Consider the following 24,776-nt stretch of genomic DNA (forward strand, 5'->3'; position numbering starts at 1 on the left):
CGGTTGTCGGTTCAGTTCGCTACGCTGCCGAGCGCTTCTGTCTCGAACGGTTGTCCGCGCAGAAGGGCCATGTCCCGACTTGGCGCGGTGCCGAACAGTCGGCCGTATTCGCGGCTGAATTGCGAAGGACTTTCATAGCCGACCGCGAACGCTGCGCGTGACACATCGAGACGTTCTACCAGCATCAGCCGCCGGGCCTCGTTGAGCCGCAGCCATTTCTGGTACTGCAGCGGACTCATGCCGGTGAGCTGGCGGAAATGATGGTGAAAGGTCGGAGCACTCATCTGCACCCGCGCGGCCAGGTCGTCAATGCGTAGAGCCTCGGTGTAATTGACCTTGAGCCAGTCGATGGCCTTGGCGATGCGATAACCCTGGCCATCGACGGCAGTGATCTGCCGCAAGCGTGCACCCTGGTCGGTATGCAGCAGCCGATAGTGGATTTCTCGCAGGATCAGCGGCGCCAGCACCGGGATCGCCTCGGGTTCGTCCAGCAATCCCAGCAGGCGAGCGAACGCGCCTTCCAAAGCAGGCGACAGGCTGCCGATCCCGGCGCCCGTACCCATTGATGGCTGGCGTTTCGTGGGCAAGCCGCTCTTGGAGATGACTTCGGCAAGCATGCCGATATCCAGCTTCAGTACCACGCCGACACAAGGCTGTTCGGCACTGGCGTGGACCACTTCAGAGTTGGCGGGCAGGTCCAGTGATGTGACCAGAAAACGCGAAGGGTCATAGCTGTAGCCCTCACCACCGACCCACAAACGCTTCTCGCCGCGCCCCACCAGAATTAGGCTTGGCTCAATCATGCATACGACGGGCGGCGCCGGGTGATCGCGACGAAACAGCGACAGGCCGGGTATGGCCGTGGAGAAATCTCCCGGTGCGCTCACTCGCGGGTCAACATTCGATGCCCAGGGCGATTCCTGGGCCAAGGGGATAAGGGTCATGTGGGCTTACTCCTGTTGACCCGACTCTAATCCGCGCGCAAGACGTTTCCTATCCACCACCCTGCATCCTCAGAGGATCAGGCAAACATTCAAGAGGAATGCACTAGGGAAGGGCCGGGTTGACCGGGAGAATGTGTCTATCTGTTACGGGAGACAGTGCCCGGTGGGGCAAAAAACTGCATATCCCTGCGCATCACCTCCATACCTCTTTCGCATCACAGGTACGTCTCATGACCTTGCTTTCTACAAAACGAGGCTGGGGCGCAGTGCTGGCCATGTCGTTGGCCGCATTCGCTCTGGTCGCTTCAGAGTTCATGCCGGTCAGCCTGCTGACGCCGATTGCAGCCGACCTGCATATCACCGAAGGCCAGGCCGGGCAGGGGATTTCCGTGTCCGGTGCCTTTGCCTTGATCACCAGCCTGCTGATTGCCTCGGTCGCCGCTCGCGTCGAACGCAAGAAGCTGCTGCTGGGCCTGACCTTGTTGATGATCGTCTCCGGTACGGTCGTCGCGGTCGCGCCGGGCTACCCGTCATTCATGTTTGGACGTGCGTTGATCGGGATAGCGATTGGTGGTTTCTGGTCATTGTCGGCGGCGACTGCAATGCGTCTGGTGCAGCCTGAACAGGTTTCGCGAGCGCTGGCCATCGTCAATGGCGGTAACGCGCTGGCCACGGTCATCGCCGCTCCGGCGGGCAGTTTTCTTGGTTCGCTGATCGGCTGGCGTGGCGCGTTCTTCTGTGTGGTTCCAGTCGCAGTGCTGGCCGCCGTGTGGCTGCTGATCAGCCTGCCGTCCTTCAAGGCCGAGCGCCAGGCCGGTAGCGGCAACGTTCTGCGACTGATGAAACAGTTGCCAGTGGCCTTGGGCATGGTCGCCGTCAGCGTGTTTTTCATGGGCCAGTTCATGCTGTTCACCTACCTGCGGCCATTTCTTGAGGGCGTGACCGGCGTGAGTGTCTCAACCTTGTCCTTCATGCTGCTGGGGCTTGGAGTGGCAGGTTTTATCGGCACCTTTCTGATCGAACGGTTTATCGGTCGCGGCCTCTACCGCACGCTGACCGCCATTCCACTGATCATGGCGGTGATCGCGCTGGCGTTGGTCAGCTTCGGCAAATCACCTGTGCTGACCGCCGTGTTGCTCGGAATCTGGGGGCTGGTCGCCACGGCCGCGCCGGTCGGCTGGTGGACATGGATGGCGCAGACGCTCCCGGATGATGCGGAAGCCGGAGGCGGCTTGCTGGTGGCCATCGTCCAACTAGCGATCGCCGGCGGCGCAATCATTGGCGGTCTGGCCTTTGATTTGAGCGGCTACAAAGCCACCTTCGAGCTTAGCGCCGCTGTCCTGGTCGCCGCATCTGTGCTGGCCTGGCTGGCCGGACGCAATGCCACGGAAGTTCATCTTGTCGAGCCGAACGCGACAGCCTGACGAGATCACCTGCAACCGGTTTCGCCTTATGGCTCAAGCATCAAACTGCTCCAAACGATAACGGGCGGTTCAACCCGCGCAACATCCGGTTGCGGCGCTTGCTGTTCCTGCACCTCTGGCGAAATCACTTCGGATGATGAGCGCTCAAGCAGTAAAAGCTGTGCAGTTTCTATGGTCGACTCATAAGTAGGCGGCGTGGTCATTTGAGCGAAACAACGACCTTGCCCTTGGCGCGTCCCTGCTCAACGTACTTCAATGCTTCAGCCGTTGATTCAAAGGGGAAGGAACGATCAACCACTGGTTTGATGATCCCGTCCTCCACGAGCGCGGTGATTTGTTGCAGTTGAGCGCCATTGGCCCGCATGAACACGAACGCGTATCTGACATCCTGCTTGCGCGCTTTGCGACGAATGCCAAGGCTCAGCAGTCGCATGACTTGCTGCAATGGCCAGGACAATCCTTGCTCCCTCGCGAACTGCACAGTGGGTGGGCCCGAGATGGAAATGAGTTGACCACCGGGTTTCAGGACCGCGAGTGATTTCTCCAGCACGTCGGCGCCAAGGCTGTTCAGCACCAGGTCGTAGTCACGCAGCACATTTTCGAAGTTCTGCTGTTTATAGTCGATGACTAGATCGGCCCCCAGCGCCTTGACCCATTCGACATTGGCGGTGCTGGTAGTTGTAGCGACAAACGCACCGAGGTGTTTGGCAAGCTGAATCGCAATTGTGCCGACGCCGCCGGAACCCGCGTGAATCAGCACTTTCTGGCCCTTTTGCAGCCGGGCGGTTTCAACCAGTACTTGCCAGGCGGTCAGTGCAACCAAGGGCAGGGATGCGGCTTGTGCCATGTCGGTATTGGCGGGTTTCAGGGCGACCGCGTTTTCGTTCACGGCGATCAATTGGGCGAACGTCCCGATCCGCGCTTCGGGCGGGCGAGCGTATACCTCGTCTCCCGGTTTGAAGCGTGTCACCTCCGGGCCGACTTCAACCACAACCCCCGCCAGGTCATTGCCCAATATCAACGGAAAGGCATAGGGCAGAATCAGCTTGAAGTCGCCTTTGCTGATCTTCGAATCCAGCACGTTGACACTGCTCGCATGGCCCTCGATCAAGACGTCGTGCGCACCGACTGCAGGGGCGGGCGCTTCGCCAATGCGTCCGGGGTTCTTGCCATAGCCATCAATCAGAAATGCTTTCATCGTGGTGCGGCTCTTGCTGGTTATACGGAGGGTAGTCGGTGGGGTTGCGGTGTTAGTGCGTGACGTGGTCAAGCATCGAGAAACGCCTGCGCCTTGGTCACAAAGTCGGCGTGATGCTGGAAAATCCCACCGTGCCCGGCATCCTCATAAATCACCAACTGTGCGTTGGGGATAAGCCTGGCCAGTTCAAACGAGTTAACGCTGGGCACCATGATGTCGTTGTCGCCGTTGACGACCAGCGTCGGCGTGCGCAAGCGTCCAAGCGCTTGTCGCGGTTGTCTGCCCCACGCCGTGATGGCTTTCAATTGCCGCAGGAAAGCGCGGGGCGTCGGGCCCTTGTCGCGATTTTTCTTGCGTGCCTTGAGGCGTCTTAAATACTGCGAGGCAGACCGTCGCCCATTGGCCGACGAGGTGAAGAAAAGGTAGAACTTGGGATCGCGCAGGGTCAGCAAACCTTTGAGGATCAATGGCCATGACACTGTGCCGACCTTGTCGATGCCGGTGCCGCCCGCCGGTCCAGTACCGGTCAGAATCAACCGGCGTACCAAGTCGGGCGCCTTGAGGGCAATGTCCTGAGCGACGAAACCTCCGAGGGAGAAACCGAGCACATCCACGGTTTTCAGCCCCAGCGCCCTGATCAGCTGGATGGCATCGTCGGCCATTTCGCCCACCGTCAGTGGCGCGGTTCCACCCGAGTTGCCGATGCCGCGATAGTCGGTGGTGATGACGCGTCTGGTTTGCGCCAGGCCATCGATGATCGCGGGGTCGAAGTTGTCCAGCACTGCGCCCCAATGGTTGAACAGTACCAGGGGCATGCCGGTTGCGGGCCCAGTGTCGCGGTAGGCGAAGGGAATGCCGTTGACCGTGATCGACTGGTTCGCCGCGTCGATGAATAACGTCGGCGAACCCGAGCGGGAATTTGTCTGCATTGAACTCATAGTCACTCCGGCCAGCGGGCAGGATTCGATGCAATGCCATGTGCCTGCATCGAATCTGCCGCGAATGCTCGCTAGCAAAAAATCAATGTGGCGTCTGGTAGCGTTGGGCGACCGCAGACTGGCGGATTTGCCCCAGCAGGCCCTGGCGTGCGCCCTGCAGGTCATCCCAGCGCTCAGCTTCGTGCAGCGGCGGGATGGTCACAGGTTCGCGACGATCGAAGCCGACCAGAGCGGCATCCACCAGGTCACTCACTTCCATGATTTCGCTCAGGGTATTGATGTCGACGCCGGAGCGATCCCAGATTTCCGTGCGGGTGGCGGCGGGCAACACGGCCTGCACGTAGACGCCCTGAGGCGAAAGCTCCAGGCTCAGGCCCTGGGACAGGAACAGCACAAAGGCCTTGGTCGCACCGTAGACCGTCATGCCGAACTCCGGCGCCAGACCCACCACCGAACCGATGTTGATGATCGCACCATCGCCGGCCTTGGCCAGGCGTGGGGCGATGGCGTTGGCGAGCCGCACCAATGCCGTGGTGTTGAGGGCAACCAGTTGCGCAACGCTGTCGGTGCTTTGGTCGACGAAGTGGCCGGACAGCGCGGCGCCGGCGTTATTGACGAGAATGCCGATGCGGGCGTCGTCGCGCAGGCGGCTTTCAACGGTGGTGAGATCGCTGAGTTGGGTCAGGTCTGCCGGGATGACATCGACGGCGACGTCGTGCTCGCTGCGCAATCGCGCTGCGAGTGCGTCCAGGCGAGCCTGATCGCGGGCGACCAGTACCAGATCATGGCCGCGTTGTGCGAAGCGTTCGGCGTAGACAGCGCCAATTCCGGTGGAGGCGCCGGTGATCAGAACAGTAGGGCGAGTGTTCATGGGGTATCTCTCTTTCAGGAGGTGAGAAACACAACGCGCTCAGCTTGCGCTGACGCTCGATTCAGCCAGTGTCGGGTAGTCGATGTAGCCCGCCGCGCCGCCGCCGTAGAGGGTGGCGGGATTGAACGCGGACAGCGGCGCGCCCTGCTTGAGGCGCTCCACCAGATCCGGGTTGCCAATGAAAGGGCGACCGAAGGCGATCAGGTCGGCCTGGTCTTCGGCGAGCCGCGCGTTCGCTAGGTCCAGGTCATAGCCGTTGTTGGCGATATAGGTGTTTTTGAAGCGCTGGCGCAGGGCGCCAAAATCGAAAGGCGCCACGTCGCGCGGGCCGCCGGTCGCGCCTTCGACCACGTGCAGATAAATCACACCGAGGGCGTCGAGTTGCTCGACGACGTAATTGAATTGCGCCTGCGGATCGCTGCTGGAGACGCCATTGGCCGGCGACACTGGAGACAGGCGCACACCGGTGCGATCCGCGCCGATTTCATTGATGACGGCCGCCGTCACTTCGAGCAACAGACGCGCACGATTTTCAATCGAGCCGCCGTAAGCGTCGGTGCGCAGATTGGCGTTGTCCTTGAGGAATTGATCCAGCAAGTAGCCGTTTGCACCGTGAATCTCCACGCCATCGAACCCGGCATCGACCGCGTTAGCCGCAGCCTGGCGGAAATCGGAGACGATCCCCGGCAGTTCGCTGGTTTCCAGGGCGCGGGGTTCGGAGACGTCTTCAAAGCGGTTGTTGACGAACACTTTGGTCGCGGCACGCAGCGCAGAAGGGGCCACCGGTGCGGCGCCGTTTTCTTGCAGGTCAACGTGTGAGACGCGGCCGACATGCCACAGCTGCAGGAAGATTTTTCCGCCTTTAGCGTGGACGGCATCGGTGACTGTGCGCCAACCATCGATTTGCGCCTGGGTGTAGATCCCGGGGGTGTCCTGATAACCCTGGCCCTGTCGGGAAATCTGTGTAGCTTCGCTGATCAGCAAACCGGCGCTGGCACGCTGGCTGTAATAGGTCGCCGCAAATTCGCTGGCGACGAAGCCCTGGCCAGCGCGGTTGCGTGTCAGTGGTGCGAGAACGACGCGGTTCGACAGCGTGAGACTGCCTAGCGTGTATGGGGTGAACAGAGTCTGCTTGGTCATCTGATGAATCATCCGTGCCCGTTGATGGAGATCGGTGGGGTGTGGAATTAGGATGATGATCGAAATCTAAACTGTCAACGGTTTTGATTATGGGCGACATCTATGTATCATCGGAGGCAGGAATTCCCGCTAAACACGAGGTATTGCACGTGAGAGTGACCAAGGCCCAGGCGCAGGCCAATCGAGAACACATCGTTGAGACGGCCTCAGAGCTGTTCCGTGAGCGTGGCTTTGACGGCGTCGGTGTGGCGGATCTCATGGCGGCTGCCGGTTTCACCCATGGGGGCTTCTACAAGCATTTCGGGTCGAAGGCCGACCTGATGGCCGAAGCTTCGGCCTGCAGTCTCGGCAAATCGTTGACCGGCGCCCAGGCGCTCGATGTTCCGGGTTTCATCGACGTCTACGTGAACAGAGAACATCGCGACGGACGCGGCAGCGGTTGCACGATGGCCGCACTGTGTGGCGACGCGGCGCGTCAGTCGGACGATGTGAAAGCAACGTTTGCCGAAGGCATTGAGCACACCCTGCAAACCCTGGGGGATAAATACCCGACTGGGCCGGATGCCGCGGAGGGTGAGGGGAGAAAGAAAATGATCGATCTGCTGTCGCGTGCGGTCGGCGCAATCATCCTGTCACGCGCCTGCCCGGATGATTCTGCCTTGGCGGATGAGATCCTTGAGGTATGCCGCGCTGAAATGCTTGCTTCATTGCCGGTGTTGTCGGTCGATGACGTGGAAACGCCGTAGAAGGGCCGATTCGCGCTCTTCGATGACTTGAATGTCAGCCCGTATTCAGCAGGCCGGCCAGTTATTCGTGACTATGTACTAAATTGGTCACGATTTGTAAGTCCTCGACAGGGTGAGTAAGCTACGCCCATGAATCAGCCATCCATATCTTCGCCCGGCCCACGTGGCCCAGTCGATCACGACATTCGTGATCAGATCGTCGCGGCAGCCAATGAACACTTCAGCCAATACGGCTATGGCAAAACCACGGTTTCCGATCTGGCCAGGGCCATCGGTTTTTCCAAGGCGTACATCTATAAATTCTTTGATTCCAAACAGGCGATCGGAGAAGCGATCTGCTCAAATTGTCTGGGCCAAATCGTTGCAGCGGTAGAGCAGGCTGTTAACGCAGAGGCGATTTCGCCGACCGAGCGTTTCCGCCGACTGGTGAAAACCGTGATAGCAACGGGTGTGGACCTGTTCTTCAATGATCGCAAGCTCTACGACATCGCTGCATTCTCCGCCGGGGAGCGCTGGCCCAGTGCCCAGATGTATGAAGACCAGATCAAGCGCTTTATCTTCGACATCGTGCGTGAAGGGCGGGAGCTCGGAGAGTTCGAGCGCAAGACCCCGCTGGACGAGACCGTCGAGGCTATTCATCTGGCCCTGCGCCCCTTCGTCAATCCGCTGCTGCTGCAGCACAATCTGGACTTTATCGAGGTAGCGCCCACGCTGACCTCCAATCTCATTCTGCGTAGCCTGATGCCCTGACCAACTCAGCTCACCTGTTCAGGTCAGTTGAGCCACAGCGCGACATCCCCGAACTAGATTTCCCGTTCCCGACACATGTGTGCCGGGGCGGCGTTCAATTTTGCTTTATGTGACCATTGACTGATTTGGTCACTTGGATAGTATGGCTTCGCTGTCGTTCTCGATGTTGTTTTTCAGTGATCCCATAGAGTCCAGATAATGAAAAAAATAATGCTCAAGAACCCCCTCGGCCTGGCCGTTGCGCTGGTGTCCTCCAATGTGTTGGCCGGTGGTTTTGCCCTCAACGAACAAAGCATCAGTGGGATGGGTTCCGGTTTTGCCGGTCGATCTTCATCTGCCGAAGACGCCAGTACCATCTACGGTAACCCGGCGGGCATGGCGCGGCTTAAACGAGAGCAGGTGAGCGTGGGGGAGGCGACGTTGTTCGCCAAATCGGACATCAGCCAGACACGCAGTACGTTTGGGGGAAAGGAAGACGGCGACATGGTGCCTACCACCACAGTACCGATGGGGTATTACGTCAAACCGATCGATGAACATTGGGCATTCGGTGTCGGGTTCTATGTGCCTTTCGGGCTGATCACTGACTACGGCAGTGGTTTTGCCGGACGCTATTACGCCAACAAAAGTGAAGTCACCACACTGACCTTTCAACCGACCATCAGCTACGCGTTTAACGAGAAGGTGTCGATCGGGTTCGGGCCGACCATCAATCGTATCGGCGGAGAGATATCGGGTATGGTGCCCAATCCACTCAGCCCGGGGCGCAATGACGGCAAGCTCAAAAGCACCGGTGATGACACTGCACTGGGTTTCAATGCTGGCGTGCTGGTGCAGGCGACCGATCAGACCCGCCTGGGCCTTACTTATCACTCCAAAGTCAGTTACCACCTAGATGCTAAAACCAAGGTTACGGAGGGCATCTTCAGCATGCTGGGTGTCAGCGGCCGTAGCTACGACGCATCGCTGGATGTGAAGACGCCGGAGACAGTGGACTTTTCGCTGACGCATCAATTCAACAACGACTGGACGCTTTATGTGGGCAGTACCTGGACGCGCTGGAGCCGCTTCAAGGAGCTGACGATTGAGAACAGCGGCTTGCCCCCCTTGCTCAGCGGTCAATTGGGGACGATCAGCGAAGAGCAGAACTGGCATGACACCTGGGCCCATGCGATCGGAGCGGCCTATAAATTGAATAACCAATGGGTGCTGCGTGGCGGGTTTTCGGTCGATCAGTCACCCGCCAACAACACCAATCGGGGGCCGCGAATCCCTACAGGCGACCGTAAGGTTGTCAGCTTCGGTGCCGGCTGGACGCCGGTGGACAATGTCACAATCGATCTTGCGTATTCCTATCTTTGGGAGGAAAGCGTGGAGGTCAACGACACCTCGGCAGCGAGAGGTGCCTACAGTGCCAAGTACAAGAACAGTGCCAGCGGGTTCGGTACGTCGGTCAGTTACCGCTTCTAGTTGAGCGCTATTAAGCCAAATACGGGGCGGGAGTACACGTGTCTCCCGACTCTTAAAGCGATCTGGGGTTGCTGCTCAGCGTGCCGCTACAGAACCCGGCTCAACGGGTTGCCATCCTCCACCGAGCGACTTGAATACCGCCACCGCCGCACGGGCCGATTCCGTCCGTGCCTGCGCTCTGGCGTCGGAGGTCTGCAACAGTGTTTCGTCGGCGTGCAGGACATCGATCAGGCTGGCGGTGCCTTTCTCATAGGCGGTGAACGAGGACTGGCGAGCTTGAGTCAGCGCCGCTTCGCCGCCGGTAAGGGTAGTGGTCTGGGTTTGCCGATTCACCAGTGAGGACAGCGCGTTCTCTACATCTTCAGTGGCGCGCAGTACCGACTGGCGATAGGCCGCCAATGCTTCAGATTCCTGACCTTTGGCCTGATCGATCTGGGCGTTGATGCGTCCGAAGTCGAATAGCCTCCAGCGTAAACCCAGCACGCCGGCCGACTGGCTTGCGCCGCCGGTGAAAAGATTGCCACCGGATACGGCTGTCGCGCTGCCGAGCAAGGCGCTGAGGGAAAATTTCGGGTAGTACTCGGCAATCGCTTCACCGATGCGCGCGTTGGACGCCGCAAGACGGCGTTCGGCCACGATAAGGTCCGGTCTGCGCCGCAGCAGATCTGCCGGTGTGCCCAGCGCAGTCAACGACGGCACATCGGGAATTTCGCCCTCACGTGCCAGTTGCGTGCGATGAGTGCCGGGAGGCGTGCCGAGCAGTACGTCCATCGCATTCATTGCTGCTTCCAGACCGCTTTGCAGTACCGGAACGGTCGCCTGGACTTGCGACAATTCACCCTCGGCCTGACGCACCTGGTACTCCGCGGCCAGGCCCTTGCCGTAAAGCAACCGGACTTTCTCCAGCAACGCGCGTCGGGTGTCGACTTGCCGGTTGGCAATGTCCAGCCGTGCCTGTAATCCGCGCAGGGAGGTGTAGATATCGGCCGTTTGCGCGGCGATCGCCAGCCGTGTAGCGGTGAAACCCGCTGCTGAGGCCTGGTACTCGGCCACTGCTGCCTCACGTCCACGGCGCAGCCCACCAAAGACATCGACTTCCCAGCTCGCCTCGAAGTTGGCCTCGTAAGAATTGCCGTAACGATCATAGCCCGGTGATGAATTCAACACCTGGCCCAGTGGCGTCTCGACGGACTGATAAGCGCGTGCCGCTTGTGCGTTGATGTTCGCCGAGGGCAGCAGTGCTGCGTTTGCGGCTCCTAGGCCGGCCCTTGCCTGGGTGACGCGCGCCGACGCCTGTGCCAGATCCAGATTCTGCTGCAGCGCCTGGTTGATGAAGTCGGTCAACAGCGGATCATTAAAGTTTTTCCACCAGTCAGCGAGACCGTCCGGTGTCAATCCTGATCGCGGTTCGACAGCGGACTGGCCCAGGAAATGGTCCGAAAGCGGGGCGTCTGGACGATGGTAATCCGGACCCACCGCACAACCTGTCATTAGGCTGGCGGTAACCAAAAGAGTAATTGGGCGGAGAGGAGGCATCGGCGTTCCTTAACGAGATTTTCGTGACCATAATACGTAATGGTCACAGCGTGTCAATTAAGGGCGATAGAGCTTATTGGCTTATTGAAAAGGCAGTTTCGGCAAAATTGATAATGCTTGAGCGTCGTATACTTCAAATATCGTGACTATTGACTGCAATGGTCACAAGTCTGAGAATATGATGACCATCCTATTTTTAGTAAGGGAACCTATGCGCCGGCTCCGAATTTTCCCCATAGCCGCATGCCTGTTGCCACTCGTCCTAGTAGCGTGCGGTGATTCTTCCTCCGTAGTCGACCCGCGTACTCAAGCGCCTTTGGTCCGGGCCACCGCCGTTCAGGCAGCGGCCGACGGTTCCCGATCTTTTACGGGAGTGGTGACGGCGCGCATTCAGGGCGACCTGGGCTTTCGCGTATCGGGCAAGGTGCTCGAGCGTCTGGTTGACACGGGGCAGACCGTCAAGCGCGGTCAGCCGCTGATGCGGCTTGATCCCATTGACTTGGGGTTGCAGGCGCGCGCGCAGCAGGAGTCGGTCATCGCTGCACGGGCCCGCGCCAGGCAGACAGCCGATGACGAAGCCCGCTATCGCACCCTGGTCAGCGCCGGCGCCATTTCCGCATCTGCATACGATCAGATCAAAGCCGCCGCAGATACCGCCAAGGCGCAACTAAGCGCCGCTGAAGCAAATGCGGACGTTGCACGCAACGCTTCCGGATATGCGGTGCTGGTCGCCGATGCCGATGGCGTTGTAGTGGAAACACTCGCCGAACCCGGACAAGTCGTCAGCCCGGGACAGCCGGTGGTTCGACTGGCGCGGGCAGGGCAACGCGAGGCCATCGTGCACTTGCCCGAGACGTTGCGTCCCGCAGCAGGATCCACCGCTCAAGCCACGCGCTACGGCGACGCTTCGGGGGCTGTTACCGCGAAACTGAGGTTGCTTTCGGATTCGGCGGACCGCACGACGCGTACGTTCGAGGCCCGCTATGTACTGGAAGGCGCGCTGGCCAATGCGCCGATAGGTTCGACAGTCACCCTCAGAATAGCCGAGGGCTCGACACCTGCCGCGTCGTTGCAAGTGCCCATTGCCGCGCTTTACGACGCCGGTAAAGGCCCTGGGGTGTGGGTTATCACCGGCACCCCGCCAAGCGTGACTTGGCGACCGGTTCAGGTGCTAGGGTTGAGCGACGAATCGGCCCGAGTGGCCGGCGACCTTCGCGTCGGCGAGCAAATCGTTGCGCTGGGCGCTCATCTGTTGCGCGAAGGTGAGCCTGTAAGAATGCCTGTGCCTGATGCGGCCACCGTTGCCGGGAGTCGTCCATGAGCGAAGGACGATTCAACATTTCCGCCATCGCCGTTCGCGAGCGGGCGATTACAGTCTTTCTGATTTTCCTGATTGCCGTTGCCGGCATCCTGGCGTTCTTCCAGTTGGGGCGTGCCGAAGACCCTCCTTTTACAGTCAAGCAGTTGACCGTCATCACGGCGTGGCCGGGGGCTACCGCACAAGAGATGCAGGATCAGGTCGCGGAACCCCTGGAAAAACGCCTGCAAGAGCTCAAATGGTACGACCGCTCCGAAACCTATACGCGGCCGGGGCTCGCTTTCACGATGGTCTCGTTGCTCGATAGCACGCCGCCTGCGCAAGTGCAGGAGGAGTTCTATCAGGCGCGTAAAAAACTCGACGATGAAGCCATCAAGTTGCCGGCGGGCGTCATCGGGCCGATGGTCAACGATGAGTATTCGGACGTGACCTTTGCGCTGTTCGCCCTGAAATCTAAAGGCGAGCCCCAGCGCTTGCTGGTCCGCGATGCGGAGTCGATGCGCCAGCGCCTGTTGCATGTGCCGGGGGTGAAGAAGGTCAACATCATCGGCGAACAAGCCGAACGGATATTTGTTTCGTTCTCTCATGATCGGTTGGCGACCCTGGGCTTGTCACCGCAGGACATCTTCGCCGCGCTGAACAGTCAGAATGCGCTGACCCCGGCCGGATCAATCGAAACCAGCGGGCCACAGATTATTCTGCGTCTCGATGGTGCGTTCGACAAACTGCAGAAAATCCGCGATACCCCTGTGGTCGTGCAAGGGCGGACACTCAAGCTGTCTGATGTGGCGACGGTCGAACGCGGTTATGAAGACCCGGCCACTTTTCTGGTGCGCAATAACGGCGAAGATGCGCTGTTGCTCGGCGTAGTGATGCGCGAGGGCTGGAACGGTCTTGATCTGGGCAAGGCGCTGGATGCCGAGACCGCAAGGATCAATGAGGAAATGCCACTGGGCATGAGCCTCTCGAAGGTCACCGACCAGGCTGTGAATATCGACTCTGCCGTCGGCGAGTTCATGGTCAAATTCTTCGTCGCGCTGCTGGTGGTCATGCTCGTCTGCTTTCTCAGCATGGGCTGGCGTGTCGGCGTGGTGGTCGCCGCCGCCGTGCCTTTGACCCTGGCGATCGTGTTTGTGGTGATGGCAGCCACCGGCAAGAACTTCGACCGTATTACCCTCGGGTCGTTGATCTTGGCGCTGGGGCTACTGGTCGATGACGCGATCATTGCCATTGAAATGATGGTGGTGAAAATGGAGGAGGGCTACGATCGCATCAAGGCGTCTGCCTATGCCTGGAGCCACACGGCGGCACCGATGCTGGCGGGAACCCTCGTGACGGCGATCGGTTTTTTGCCGAACGGTTTCGCTCAGTCAACTGCCGGCGAATACACCAGTAACATGTTCTGGATCGTGGGCATTGCTCTCATCGCTTCGTGGGTCGTGGCAGTGGCGTTTACCCCTTATCTGGGCGTGAAACTGTTGCCAGACATCAAGGCAGTCGAGGGTGGACACGCGGCCATCTACAACACGCCGCGATACAACCGCTTCCGCCGGGTTCTGACCCGGGTCATCGCGCGCAAATGGTGGGTCGCGGGCATGGTTATCGGACTGTTCTTCGTGGCGGCGGCGGGCATGGGTCTGGTGAAGAAACAGTTCTTCCCAACCTCTGACCGTCCCGAAGTCATGATCGAGGTGCAAATGCCCTACGGCACTTCCATCGAGCAGACCAGCGCCACGGCCGCCAAAGTAGAAGCCTGGCTGCGCCAGCAAGACGAGGCAAAAATCGTCACGGCCTATATTGGCCAAGGGGCGCCGCGTTTCTTTCTGGCGATGGCGCCGGAGCTGCCCGATCCGTCGTTCGCCAAGATCGTTGTGCTGACCGACAGTCAGGAGGCACGGGAAACCCTCAAGCTGCGTTTTCGTGACGCGGTCGCTCAAGGGCTTGCCCCTGAGGCGCGCCTCAGGGCATCGCAGATTGTGTTTGGTCCTTATTCGCCATTTCCGGTGGCTTACCGGGTGATGGGGCCTGATCCGGCAAAGTTGCGCGTGATCGCCGAGCAGGTGCGGGGCGTGATGCAAGACAGTCCGATGATGAGAACCGTGAACACTGATTGGGGGCCGCTTACTCCATCGTTGCATTTCAACCTGGATCAGGACCGTCTGCAGGCAGTGGGGCTGACATCGACTGCGGTTGCACAGCAATTGCAATTCCTGCTCAGCGGAGTACCGATCACGGCGGTGCGTGAAGATATTCGTTCAGTGCAGATCATGGGGCGGGCAGCGGGCGATATACGGCTCGATCCGCAACAAATCGAAGGCTTCACTTTAGTCGGTGCGTCGGGACAGCGAATCCCCTTGTCGCAGATAGGCGAGGTCGATGTGCGCATGGAAGATCCGATCCTGCGCCGGCGTGATCGCACCCCGACCATCACCGTGCGCGGCGACATTGCCGAGGACTTGCAGCCACCGGATGTTTCCAGCGCGCTTCTGAAGCAACTGCAGCCGATCATCGAGAAGCTGCCTTCCGGTTACCGGATCGAGCAGGCGGGCGCGATTGAAGAGTCCGGCAAGGCCGGCAAGGCGATCCTGCCGTTGTTGCCGATCATGATTGCCATGACCCTGGTCATCATCATTGTGCAGGTCCGTTCGATCTCGGCGATGATCATGGTGTTCCTTACCTCGCCGTTAGGGTTGATTGGTGTGGTGCCGACACTGCTCATCTTCAATCAGCCGTTTGGCATCAATGCGCTGGTCGGGTTGATTGCACTGTCGGGGATCCTGATGCGCAATACGCTGATTCTGATCGGTCAGATTCATCACAACGCGCAAGAAGGGCTGGATCCGTTTCACGCTGTCGTCGAAGCCACGGTGCAACGTGCACGACCGGTACTGTTGACGGCCCTGGCGGCAATCCTCGCGTTTATTCCCCTTACACACTCGGTGTTCTGGGGGACGCTGGCCTATACCCTGATTGGCGGCACGCTCGTCGGCACCATCATGACGCTCGTGTTCCTGCCCGCGATGTACTCGATCTGGTTCAAGATCCGTCCTGACGATAAGGGGCAAACTGAAAAAATATAACCGATACAGGTATAAAAGCTTGAAATCGAGGCCCGCTTTGTCGTGCCTCTGCCCCTCTTACTACTCATCTTTTGACTGGTCACGTCTGGCAGGATCACGGACAGTTTTGTCGTTTATCTGAACGTGCGGTATTGGCCGTGGCAGACATTCACGTTGATCCGCTTCTGGCGGTAAGCTGCCTATGGACGTCACCGAATACTCATTGTGGATGAGTTCTGAGTTTTTTGATCTAGGCTGGAACGCTGGAATGGAACGGGAGGGTTGCGGAAATAGCTGAAAAGATGCGGAAACGATCCAGAAATGGAGGTCCAAAAAACGCGAGCTCCAGAAACGACAAAGCCCTGAATAATCAGGGCTTTGAAGTGCTAAATATGGCGGAGGCGATGGGATTCGAACTCATGGACCTGTTACAGTCGACGGTTTTCAAGACCGTTGCCTTAAACCACTCGGCCACACCTCCGTTTGCGTTGCGGGCGCCATAATACCTGAATGAAACACACTGTCAAACTCTGTGCATGGCTTGTTACAGAGCGTCTGTTATGATCTTTGCGACTGAACGTTTCAAACCAACAGGAGTGTCGCCATGCGCGAACAGGATTACGCAGTTCACAACAGCGTGCAGGCTGAGCAGCTAGAGGTTAGCCGCGTCCTGCGCAACACATATGGCTTGCTGGCGCTCACCCTCGCATTCAGCGGTGTGATGGCTTTCGTGGCCCAGCAGATGCGCGTCGGTTACCCGAACATTTTCGTGGTGCTGATCGGCTTCTACGGGCTCTTCTTCCTGACCAACAAGCTTCGTGATTCGGCCTGGGGCCTGGTGTCGGCATTTGCCCTGACCGGTTTCATGGGCTTCCTGCTCGGCCCGATCCTCAACCGTTACCTGGGCATGCAGGGCGGCGCCGAAGTGGTCAGCTCCGCCTTCGCAATGACCGCGCTGGTGTTCGGTGGTCTGTCGGCCTACGTGCTGGTCACCCGCAAGGACATGAGCTTCCTCGGCGGTTTCATCACTGCCGGCTTCTTCGTGTTGCTGGGTGCCACGCTGGCGAGCCTGTTCTTCCAGATCAGCGGTCTGCAACTGGCGATCAGCGCAGGTTTCGTGCTGTTCTCGTCGGTGTGCATCCTGTTCCAGACCAGCGCCATCATCCACGGCGGCGAGCGCAACTACATCATGGCGACCATCAGCCTGTATGTATCGATCTACAACCTGTTCATCAGCCTGTTGCAGATCTTCGGCATCATGGGGCGCGACGACTGATCGCTGCACCGCTATAAACAGAAAACCCGCGAAAGCGGGTTTTTTGTTGCCTGCGAAAAACGGGCAGGGCGCAGGCGATCAATTGATGATCATGCTGCCGTCGGCGTTCTGTTTATAAAGGGTGTAGGGCAGCAGAAACGTATCCAGCACTCCGGAAACCGCTGCGTCAACCACCAGGCCGAGGGACGGGTTCTTGTAGTCGAACGCATCGACATCATCCGGCTTTTCTGCATGAAGCAAGCAGAAATCGTAGGTTGCGCCGCTGTAGATTCGTGGAACGGCACCGCAATAGGTTTTCTTTGCCTTCAACTGATCCACGTTCGTCTTGTCGCTGAACGCCAGGGTCTGTACGGTCCCGCAACCCGTCAGCAGCAGCGCCGCCAACATCATTGCCTGAATTTTCATGCCGCCAATCCTTCGCCGGAAAAAACTCAATCTACGCCGCTCACGTCATCGGTGGCAATCGCCGCTTGACCGGGGTCTTCTTGACGATGGCGGTATTGGTTTCCGCCAGCGTATTCAATCGGTCGAGCAGGGTGTCGAGCTGCTCCATCGAACGCACATGCAGGCGAGCGATAAAACAGTCCTCGCCGGTGACCTTGTCGCACTCGGTGAATTCGGGAATCGACAGAATCTGCCGCTCCACTTCCTGCAACTGCCCCGGCAATGGCCTTACCCGCACGATGGCCTGCAACTGGTAGCCGAAGCACTTCGGATCGATCTCCACCGTGTAGCCCTTGAGTACGCCGCGCTCTTCCAGCCGACGCAGACGCTCGGCCACGCTCGGTGATGACAACCCGCTGATTTGTGCCAGGGCCTTGAGCGAACGCCGGGAGTCTTCCATCAAGGCTCCGATCAGGATCTGGTCGATGTCGTCGGTCATACACAACTCTCGCATTAGGTGAGTGACGCAAGTCACCCTCGATAAAAAAGGCAGAAATCGAGTTTAGCCTGCTTTTTGCGCTGGAGAAGCCCCGGTCTCGCTTGGCATACTTTTGCCACACATTAAGGAGATTGATGATGGACAAAACAATCCGTCGCGGCTCATTCGAAATGACCGCTGCCATGCTGATATCCGGGACGATCGGCTGGTTTGTGCTGGTGTCCGGGCAACCGGTGCTCGACGTGGTGTTCTGGCGCTGCGTATTCGGCTCCGGAACGCTCTTGCTGATTTGCGCCGCATTCGGTTTTCTGCGCCCTGGCATTCTGACCCGCACCACATTCCTGTTGGCGGTGCTCAGCGGTGTGGCAATCGTCGGCAACTGGGTATTGCTGTTCGCTTCGTATTCACGGGCCTCGATTGCCATCGGCACGGCGGTGTACAACGTGCAGCCGTTCATGCTGGTGGGATTGGCAGCACTGTTTCTGGGCGAGAAGATCACCCTGCAAAAGCTGTTCTGGCTGGCGATTTCATTTATGGGGATGCTGGCCATCGTCAGTGCCCATGGCGGGCAGGGTGGTGACGGCAGCGATTACCTGACGGGGATCGCACTGGCGCTGGGGGCCGCGTTTCTGTACGCCGTCGCCGCGTTGATCATCAAGCGCCTGACCGGCACGCCGCCACACCTGATCGCCCTGATCCAGGTCTGCACCGGTGTGCTGCTGCTCGCACCGTTCGCGCATCTTTCAGCGCTGCCGCAGGCGCCGAGTGCCTGGGCCAGTCTGGTGACGCTGGGCATCGTTCACACCGGTTTGATGTATGTGCTGCTTTACGGCGCGATCCAGAAATTGCCGACGGCACTGACCGGCGCACTGTCGTTCATCTATCCAATCGCGGCGATTTTCGTCGACTGGTTTGCCTTCGGTCATCAGTTGCAGATCCTGCAATGGATCGGCGTGGCGGCGATTCTGCTGGCCGCTGCCGGCATGCAACAGGGCTGGGGTTTCAGGTCGCGGCGTCTGGCGGCGCAGTAATCCTCAGATGTTCCAGCGCGGCGCGGTTTTCGCCAGGCGCTGGCGCATCTCACCGATGTTGGACGCCAGTTGCCGGGTCAGCAGACGATAACCGTCCAGCGGGCTGTAGACCGGCGCGTCGAGGCTGGCGTCCGGCAATTCCAGCGGACGCCCAAGGCGCTGGGTCGCACCGGTTTTCAGGGCCCGGGCCATGCCGATCAGTTGCACACGGATCTGCCGATGCTCGGCCTTCAATGCCGATTGCAGATGCGCCATGGCTTCAGAGTCATTGGGATCCGGACGGGTATTGCCGAGGATTTCCAGGGTGCTGATGCACATGCGCAGGTTGCGCTGGATCGCATCCAGTTCGGTCATCGAGACCTTCACCTCCTTGGACACCGACGGCATCAGCGAACGCAGTTGCACCATCACCGTGTTCAATCGGCCCATCAGTTTCAAGTGTTCATCGGCGGAAACCGGCTCGCCGCTGATGATCCGCCCATACACGGTTGCGCAATCGCGCAACGCATCGGCCAGGTTGTAGCGCCACGAATACACCGCGTACAGCGGCAGGGCGAAGGAAAAGGCCAGGGCCAGGGCGATACCGATCAGGATATCGACCCCGCGCCACAGCCCGTCGGTGATCGGGTTGTCGCCATGCCCGGCGACGATGAAAACGGTGATGGCCGAGAGCAGGGCGGTATAACCGCCCTTGCCGATGGCGTGATACGAGAAGAATCCGCACACTACCGCCATCGCGAAATAAGTCAGCCACGGCAGGCCGAGCCAAGCCTGTTGCGCCACCAGTAACAAGCCGACGCCAGCGCCGATCAAGGTGCCGGTGGCGCGCTCGGCGGCTTTCTTGCCGATGTTGCCGTGGTGCTGCAAACCGCCGATCACCACGAGCATGGTCACCGACGCCCATTCGCCGTGGGGCAGGTTGATGCCGGTGGTCAACAGGATCGTCGCCAACAACCCCAGCGCCACCCGAACCGCGTGAATCAACCGCGCGTGGCGGTAGCGACGGTACGGGTCCAGCAGCGGCCGCAGGATCCGCCGCAAAAACGGCGGCCAGCGGTGGGGGCTGAAAGTGCTCAGCGGTGATTCCTCCTCAGAAGATGTAGTCGGTGGTGATGAAGTTCGAATCGCGTCCGCGAATGATTTCGCTGATCAGATCCTTGTTCGGCTCCTGGAACTTGGTGGCCACCAGCGTACGGATCGAAAACACCCGCAGCGCATCGTGTACCGACAGCGTGCCTTCGGCGGAGTTCTTGCGCCCGTTGAACGGGTAGGTGTCCGGGCCGCGCTGGCACTGGGCATTGAGGTTGATCCGCCCGACCTGGTTGGCAAAGGTGTCGACCAGACGACCGACCGCCACCGGGTTGGTGCCGAAGATGCTCAGTTGCTGGCCGAAGTCCGACTCCAGCACGTAGTCGATCACGGTATCGAGATGACGATACGGCACGATGGGTACGACCGGGCCGAACTGCTCTTCCTGATACACGCGCATTTGTGGCGTCACCGGGTACAGCACCGCCGGATAGAAGAACGACTCCCGTGATTCGCCGCCGTTCGGGTTGACCACCTGGGCGCCCTTGCTTTGCGCGTCGGCGACCAGCCCATGCAGATAAACAACCTTGCCCGACTCCGGCAGCGGCGTCAGCGACACGCCGCTGTCCCACGGCATGCCCGGTTTGAGGCTGGCCAGTTTCGCGTTGAATTTCTCGATGAAGCTATCCACGACATCTTCATGAACGAACAGGATTTTCAACGCAGTGCAGCGCTGACCGTTGAACGACAGAGAGCCGGTGACCGCTTCGCTCACCGCGTTATCCAGATCCACCTCCGGCAGGACGATGCCGGGATTTTTCGCATCCAGCCCCAGTGCGGCGCGCAAGCGGTGTGGTTTCGGGTGCAGTTTCTTCAGGTCGCTGGCGGCCTTGTTGGTGCCGATGAAGGCGAAGATGTCGATCTTGCCGCTGGCCATCAGCGCACTGACGGTCTCGCGGCCGCTGCCGTAAATCACGTTGATCACGCCGGTCGGGAAGCTGTCGCGGAAGGCTTCGAGCAGCGGACGGATCAGCAGCACACCGAACTTGGCCGGTTTGAACACCACGGTGTTGCCCATGATCAGCGCCGGAATCAGCGTGGTGAAGGTCTCGTTCAGCGGATAGTTGTAAGGGCCCATGCACAGCGCCACGCCAAGCGGTACGCGGCGGATCTGGCCGAGGGTGTCCTGTTCCAGCTCGAAGCGGCTGGAGCGGCGGTCGAGTTCTTTCAGCGCGTTGATGGTGTCGACGATGTAGTCGCAGGTGCGGTCGAACTCTTTTTCCGAGTCCTTGAGGTTCTTGCCGATTTCCCACATCAGCAGTTTCACCACGGCGTCGCGCTGCTGGCGCATGCGCCCGAGGAAGGCTTCGACGTGCTGGATACGTTCCGCTACGCGCAGTGTCGGCCACAGGCCCTGACCACGGTCGTAGGCGCGTACCGCGGCGTCGAGGGCGGTGAGGGCGGTGTCGGCGTCCAGCAGCGGCGTGCTGCCGAGGATCACTTGTTCGTCGCCGTTGTCGCCGTGCAGATAGACCGGGCTGCGCACGGTGGCGAGCGGGCCGTCCCAGCGGCGCAACTGGCCGTCGACCAGGTACTCGCGTTGTTCGACCTGGCCGTCGAGGCGGTATTTTTCCGGAATGTCGCTGACAGATGGGAACAGATTGCCAAGGATGTTTGCTGTGGTCATGTCGCTACCCGCGTGTCATTGAAAAAGTCTGTAACGGTTATACGCCTGAATGTGCCGAAATTTAAACCCGCAAATGTCACGCGAATGTCACGCGAAACCGCACAGCAGAGCGGGCATCCACGCATGATCGTTAATGGGCTGGCCCCGTTTGCCCCCCTCAATGTCCCGCAATGCCCTCAACCCGCCGACCTGCCTGCCTTAAGGTGTGACCACAACAATAAGCGAGGCCGTTATGCGGGCAATCCGACTCACATTATTACTGGCATTGGCCATGACGCTGCCTGGCTGTGGCGATGACCCCAAACCCTCGGCCAGCACGAATAACGCCATACCTGCAGACCCGGCGCTGGCGCAGATCTACACCAACAGCTGCCAGCTCTGTCACGCCAACCCCGCCGCGAACGCGCCACTCACCGGCGATCGCAAAGCGTGGGAGCCGCGGATCCGCCAGGGCGCCGACACGTTGCTCGACCACGCCATCAACGGCTACAACGGCATGCCGCCGATGGGTCAGTGCGTCGAGTGTTCGGAAGAACAATTCCTTCAGTTGATCGGCTTCATGGCCGGTCAGCCGCTCCCACAATAAGGATTCTGGCATGCCGATAGATCTGACACGCCGGCAGTTGTTGCAGCGGGCAAGCATCGTCGGTGCATTCAGCGCACTGGCTTCCAATCCGGCGCTGGGCCAATTGATGCGCGCGCCCCGGCTGATTCCCTGGCGCAACTGGTCAGGCGGGCAAAGCTGTCTGCCGGCAGCACGGGTGGCCCCGAAAAATCTGGATGAACTGACGGCGTTGATCCAGCAGGCACCGGGCAAGATCCGCCCGGTCGGCTCGGCACACTCCTTCAGCGCACTGGTGCCCACCGACGGCACGCTGCTTTCGTTGAGTTACTTCAACGGTCTGCTGGATCACGATCCGAAAACCCTGCAGGCCGAATTCGCCGCCGGCACACCGATGTCGCGCATGGGCGTGCCGCTCAAGGACGTCGGTCAGGCCCTGAAGAACATGGCCGACATCGACTATCAGACCCTCGCCGGGGCCATCTCCACTTCGACCCACGGCACCGGCAAGACTTTCCAGTCCTATTCCGCCCAGGTCTGCGGGCTGCAACTGGTGACGGCCAGCGGCGAGGTGCTGGACTGCGACAGCCAGCGTCATCCCGAGGTGTTCAATGCTGCGCGGGTGTCCCTCGGTGCGCTGGGCGTGGCGACGAAAATCCGCCTGCAAAACCGCCCGGCCTATCGCCTGCGCGAACGTCAGTGGATCGCCAAAACCGAAGAGCTGCTGGAAGACCTCGACAAGAACACAAGCGAAAACCAGCATTGGGAAATGCTCGTCGTCACTCACTCCGACTACGCCTTGTCGATTGCCCTCAACGAAACCACCGACCCGGCCACGCCACCGATTCCCCCTGAAGAGGAGGGCGGCAACGAGTTCGTGACCCTGATCGAGAAGCTCGACAAGTACGGCAGCGATTTCCCGGGCCTGCGCACTTCGCTGCTCAACAGCATGCGACATCTGGCGAGTTTCGAGGATCGGGTCGGCGACTCGTTCGACATCTACGCCAACGTGCGCACCGTGCGTTTCAACGAGATGGAGTATTCGGTGCCCGCCGAACACGGCCCGGCGTGCCTGCGCGAGATTCTCAAGCTGATCCGCGACAAGGATCTGCGCACCTGGTTTCCCATCGAGTACCGCTACGTCAAGGCCGACGACATTCCACTGAGCATGTTCGAGGGGCGCGACAGCTGTTCGATCTCGGTGCATCAGCATTACCAGATGGACCATCACAATTTCTTCGCCGCCGTCGAGCCGATCTTCTGGAAGTACAACGGCCGTCCGCACTGGGGCAAGCTGCACACGCTCAATGCCCGCACGTTGCAGACACTGTATCCGCGCTGGCAGGAATTCATTCAGGTGCGCGAGGCGCTGGACCCGAGCGGCAAGTTCCTCAACGCGCATCTGTCGTCGATTCTGGGGGTGAGCTGATGGCGGTCAATCGACGCAATTTCGTACTCGGCACTCTGGGTGTCGGCGCCCTGCTGGTGGGCGTTGGCGCGTGGCTGCGGCCGGGGGATCGCGGCGGCCCTTACAGCGAATATTTTCGGGCGTTGAACAACGAGCTGAAAGCAAAAGGCCCGATGCGCCCGGTGTTGCTGATCGATCTGGATCGCCTCGACCACAACATTGACGTGGTCATGGGCTCGGTCAGACGCAGCGGCAAACACCTGCGACTGGTGGAGAAATCGTTGCCATCGCCAGGACTGCTCAGCTACATCGGGCAACGGGCCGGGACGCAGCGATTGATGTCGTTTCATCAGCCGTTTCTCAATCACGACGCGCAGGTTTACCCGCAGTCCGACATCCTGCTCGGCAAGCCGTTGCCGGTGCGCTCGGCCGAGTTGTTCTATCGGACCCACAAAGGCCCGTTCGACCCGGCGAAGCAGCTGCAATGGCTGCTCGACAATCCCGAACGTCTGCAGCAATACCTCGCACTGGCCCGAGGCCTGGGTACGCGGATGCGGATCAACATCGAGCTGGACGTCGGCCTGCACCGGGGCGGCGTCAGCGATCTGAACGTGCTCGGGCAGATGCTTGCGCTGATCGCCGCCAACCCGCAGCACCTGGAGTTTGCCGGGTTCATGGGCTACGACCCGTTCGTGGGCATGGGCGTGCCGGGGATTCTCGGATCACCCGAAGAACTGTTCGCCAAGGTGATGGTGATTTATCAGCGCTGCGTCGACTTCACCCGGCAGCAATATCCGGCGCTGTGGCGCGACGGCTTGTGCCTGAACACCGCCGGCAGCCCGAGTTATCGCATGCATGAAAACGAACATCTGAGCACTGAAGTGTCGGTGGGCACGGCGATGCTCAAGCCGACCCATTACGATTTGCCGTCGCTGGTCGAACATGTGCCCGCTACTTACATCGCCACCCCGGTATTGAAAAGCACCGGCGCGGTAAACATCCCGGCGCTGGATGACAAGTCGAAACTGTTCTCGTGGTGGGACGCCAACCAGCGTCAGACTTTCTTCATTTATGGCGGCAACTGGATGGCCGAGTTCGAATCGCCGCCGGGGCTTCAGAGCAACGGTATTTACGGACGCAGCTCGAATCAGGAGATGGTCAATGGTTCGAATGCGGTGGGGCTGACGGTGGAGGATCAGGTCTTTCTGCGGCCGACGCAGACCGAAGCCGTTCTCCTGCAATTCGGTGACTTGCTGGCGATGCGTGGCGGCAAGATCGTCGAGACCTGGCCGGTTTACACCTGAAGCAGGATTCCATCAATCACTGGAACTCTTGTGGGAGCTGGCTTGCCAGCGATAGCGTCGGGTCAGCAATCCATTTATTTGCTGACAGACTGCAATCGCTGGCAAGTCGAATCGTCGCACCGCAGCTCCCACAGGATTTGTGGTGTTTGCAAAACCTTCAGCAATGTCTGTAATGAAGCTTTTATGACAAAAGTTCGGTAGC

At 59.8% G+C, this 24,776-nt stretch carries 21 protein-coding genes and 1 tRNA gene; 11 read left to right on the plus strand and 11 right to left on the minus strand.

Translation table 11 applies throughout. The annotated features are described in order from the left end of the window. Positions 1–11: 11 nt before the first annotated feature. Entirely contained in the window at positions 12–944 is a 933-nt protein-coding gene (locus NWV16_RS12835) for an AraC family transcriptional regulator (protein WP_260523337.1), read from the minus strand. Positions 945–1,174: 230 nt separating this feature from the next. On the opposite strand from NWV16_RS12835, the gene NWV16_RS12840 reads away from it, so the two are divergent. After that, positions 1,175–2,368 (plus strand): MFS transporter, encoded by a 1,194-nt coding sequence (locus NWV16_RS12840; RefSeq protein WP_260523338.1) that lies wholly within the window; start codon positions 1,175–1,177, stop codon positions 2,366–2,368. 199 nt (positions 2,369–2,567) lie between these two features. On the opposite strand, the gene NWV16_RS12845 is transcribed toward NWV16_RS12840, so the two are convergent. The 4 genes from NWV16_RS12845 to NWV16_RS12860 form a co-directional block, all read right to left on the minus strand. Beyond that, entirely contained in the window at positions 2,568–3,566 is a 999-nt protein-coding gene (locus NWV16_RS12845; RefSeq protein ID WP_260523339.1) for an NADP-dependent oxidoreductase, read from the minus strand. Positions 3,567–3,634: 68 nt separating this feature from the next. Continuing rightward, the gene (locus NWV16_RS12850; RefSeq protein WP_096820463.1) at positions 3,635–4,504 is read right to left on the minus strand and encodes an alpha/beta fold hydrolase; all 870 of its coding nucleotides are present in this window, start codon (positions 4,502–4,504) and stop codon (positions 3,635–3,637) included. 82 nt (positions 4,505–4,586) lie between these two features. Then, positions 4,587–5,375, minus strand: coding sequence for an SDR family NAD(P)-dependent oxidoreductase (locus NWV16_RS12855; RefSeq protein WP_260523340.1), 789 nt, complete (start codon positions 5,373–5,375; stop codon positions 4,587–4,589). Positions 5,376–5,414: 39 nt separating this feature from the next. Then, entirely contained in the window at positions 5,415–6,515 is a 1,101-nt protein-coding gene (locus NWV16_RS12860; RefSeq protein ID WP_096820465.1) for an alkene reductase, read from the minus strand. Positions 6,516–6,664: 149 nt separating this feature from the next. Here NWV16_RS12860 and NWV16_RS12865 point away from each other — a divergent pair, with 149 nt between their 5' ends. The 3 genes from NWV16_RS12865 (at position 6,665) to NWV16_RS12875 (ending at position 9,481) form a co-directional block, all read left to right on the plus strand. Next, a complete protein-coding gene (locus NWV16_RS12865) occupies positions 6,665–7,261 on the plus strand; it encodes a TetR/AcrR family transcriptional regulator (RefSeq protein ID WP_260523516.1) in 597 nt (198 codons plus the stop codon). Positions 7,262–7,390: 129 nt separating this feature from the next. After that, positions 7,391–8,011 carry a TetR/AcrR family transcriptional regulator gene (locus NWV16_RS12870; RefSeq protein ID WP_260523341.1) on the plus strand — a complete coding sequence of 207 codons (621 nt, stop codon included), beginning with the start codon at positions 7,391–7,393 and terminating at the stop codon, positions 8,009–8,011. 198 nt (positions 8,012–8,209) lie between these two features. Next, complete coding sequence (locus NWV16_RS12875) at positions 8,210–9,481, plus strand: OmpP1/FadL family transporter (RefSeq protein WP_260523342.1); 1,272 nt, start codon at positions 8,210–8,212, stop codon at positions 9,479–9,481. 75 nt (positions 9,482–9,556) lie between these two features. On the opposite strand, the gene NWV16_RS12880 is transcribed toward NWV16_RS12875, so the two are convergent. Further along, positions 9,557–11,017 (minus strand): efflux transporter outer membrane subunit, encoded by a 1,461-nt coding sequence (locus NWV16_RS12880; protein WP_260523343.1) that lies wholly within the window; start codon positions 11,015–11,017, stop codon positions 9,557–9,559. Positions 11,018–11,228: 211 nt separating this feature from the next. Here NWV16_RS12880 and NWV16_RS12885 point away from each other — a divergent pair, with 211 nt between their 5' ends. Together NWV16_RS12885 and NWV16_RS12890 are read left to right on the plus strand one after the other, a co-directional pair. Next, positions 11,229–12,338, plus strand: a complete 1,110-nt coding sequence (locus NWV16_RS12885; RefSeq protein WP_260523517.1) for an efflux RND transporter periplasmic adaptor subunit — start codon at positions 11,229–11,231, stop codon at positions 12,336–12,338. After that, complete coding sequence (locus tag NWV16_RS12890; protein ID WP_260523344.1) at positions 12,335–15,415, plus strand: efflux RND transporter permease subunit; 3,081 nt, start codon at positions 12,335–12,337, stop codon at positions 15,413–15,415. Before NWV16_RS12885 ends, NWV16_RS12890 begins: the two co-directional genes overlap by 4 nt. Before the next feature lie 372 nt (positions 15,416–15,787). Here the strand turns inward: NWV16_RS12890 and NWV16_RS12895 are convergent. Further along, positions 15,788–15,875, minus strand: a tRNA-Ser gene (locus NWV16_RS12895). A gap of 123 nt (positions 15,876–15,998) precedes the next feature. On the opposite strand from NWV16_RS12895, the gene NWV16_RS12900 reads away from it, so the two are divergent. Further along, the gene (locus NWV16_RS12900) at positions 15,999–16,670 is read left to right on the plus strand and encodes a Bax inhibitor-1/YccA family protein (protein ID WP_065259053.1); all 672 of its coding nucleotides are present in this window, start codon (positions 15,999–16,001) and stop codon (positions 16,668–16,670) included. A 78-nt stretch (positions 16,671–16,748) separates the two neighbouring features. Here NWV16_RS12900 and NWV16_RS12905 read toward each other — a convergent pair whose 3' ends face one another. Then, positions 16,749–17,075: a YceK/YidQ family lipoprotein gene (locus NWV16_RS12905; RefSeq protein ID WP_260523345.1), complete on the minus strand. Its 327-nt coding sequence runs from the start codon at positions 17,073–17,075 to the stop codon at positions 16,749–16,751. A gap of 40 nt (positions 17,076–17,115) precedes the next feature. Then, on the minus strand, positions 17,116–17,553 hold the full coding sequence (locus tag NWV16_RS12910) for an Lrp/AsnC family transcriptional regulator (RefSeq protein WP_260523346.1): 438 nt from the start codon (positions 17,551–17,553) through the stop codon (positions 17,116–17,118). Between the two features lie 137 nt (positions 17,554–17,690). On the opposite strand from NWV16_RS12910, the gene NWV16_RS12915 reads away from it, so the two are divergent. Further along, a complete protein-coding gene (locus NWV16_RS12915; RefSeq protein WP_260523347.1) occupies positions 17,691–18,584 on the plus strand; it encodes a DMT family transporter in 894 nt (297 codons plus the stop codon). A gap of 3 nt (positions 18,585–18,587) precedes the next feature. Here NWV16_RS12915 and NWV16_RS12920 read toward each other — a convergent pair whose 3' ends face one another. Together NWV16_RS12920 and NWV16_RS12925 are read right to left on the minus strand one after the other, a co-directional pair. Then, entirely contained in the window at positions 18,588–19,604 is a 1,017-nt protein-coding gene (locus NWV16_RS12920; protein WP_260523518.1) for an FUSC family protein, read from the minus strand. Between the two features lie 70 nt (positions 19,605–19,674). Further along, positions 19,675–21,300 (minus strand): NADP-dependent glyceraldehyde-3-phosphate dehydrogenase, encoded by a 1,626-nt coding sequence (locus tag NWV16_RS12925; RefSeq protein WP_260523348.1) that lies wholly within the window; start codon positions 21,298–21,300, stop codon positions 19,675–19,677. 232 nt (positions 21,301–21,532) lie between these two features. On the opposite strand from NWV16_RS12925, the gene NWV16_RS12930 reads away from it, so the two are divergent. The 3 genes from NWV16_RS12930 to NWV16_RS12940 all read left to right on the plus strand — a co-directional run bounded on the left by NWV16_RS12930 (position 21,533) and on the right by NWV16_RS12940 (position 24,574). Then, positions 21,533–21,886 carry a cytochrome c5 family protein gene (locus NWV16_RS12930; protein ID WP_260523349.1) on the plus strand — a complete coding sequence of 118 codons (354 nt, stop codon included), beginning with the start codon at positions 21,533–21,535 and terminating at the stop codon, positions 21,884–21,886. A gap of 76 nt (positions 21,887–21,962) precedes the next feature. Next, positions 21,963–23,291: a D-arabinono-1,4-lactone oxidase gene (locus NWV16_RS12935; protein WP_260523519.1), complete on the plus strand. Its 1,329-nt coding sequence runs from the start codon at positions 21,963–21,965 to the stop codon at positions 23,289–23,291. A gap of 74 nt (positions 23,292–23,365) precedes the next feature. Beyond that, positions 23,366–24,574, plus strand: coding sequence for a DSD1 family PLP-dependent enzyme (locus tag NWV16_RS12940; protein WP_260523520.1), 1,209 nt, complete (start codon positions 23,366–23,368; stop codon positions 24,572–24,574). Positions 24,575–24,776: the final 202 nt, after the last annotated feature.

The sequence above is a fragment of the Pseudomonas sp. BW7P1 genome, assembly GCF_024981055.1.
Taxonomy (GTDB): Bacteria; Pseudomonadota; Gammaproteobacteria; order Pseudomonadales; family Pseudomonadaceae; genus Aquipseudomonas; species Aquipseudomonas bananamidigenes.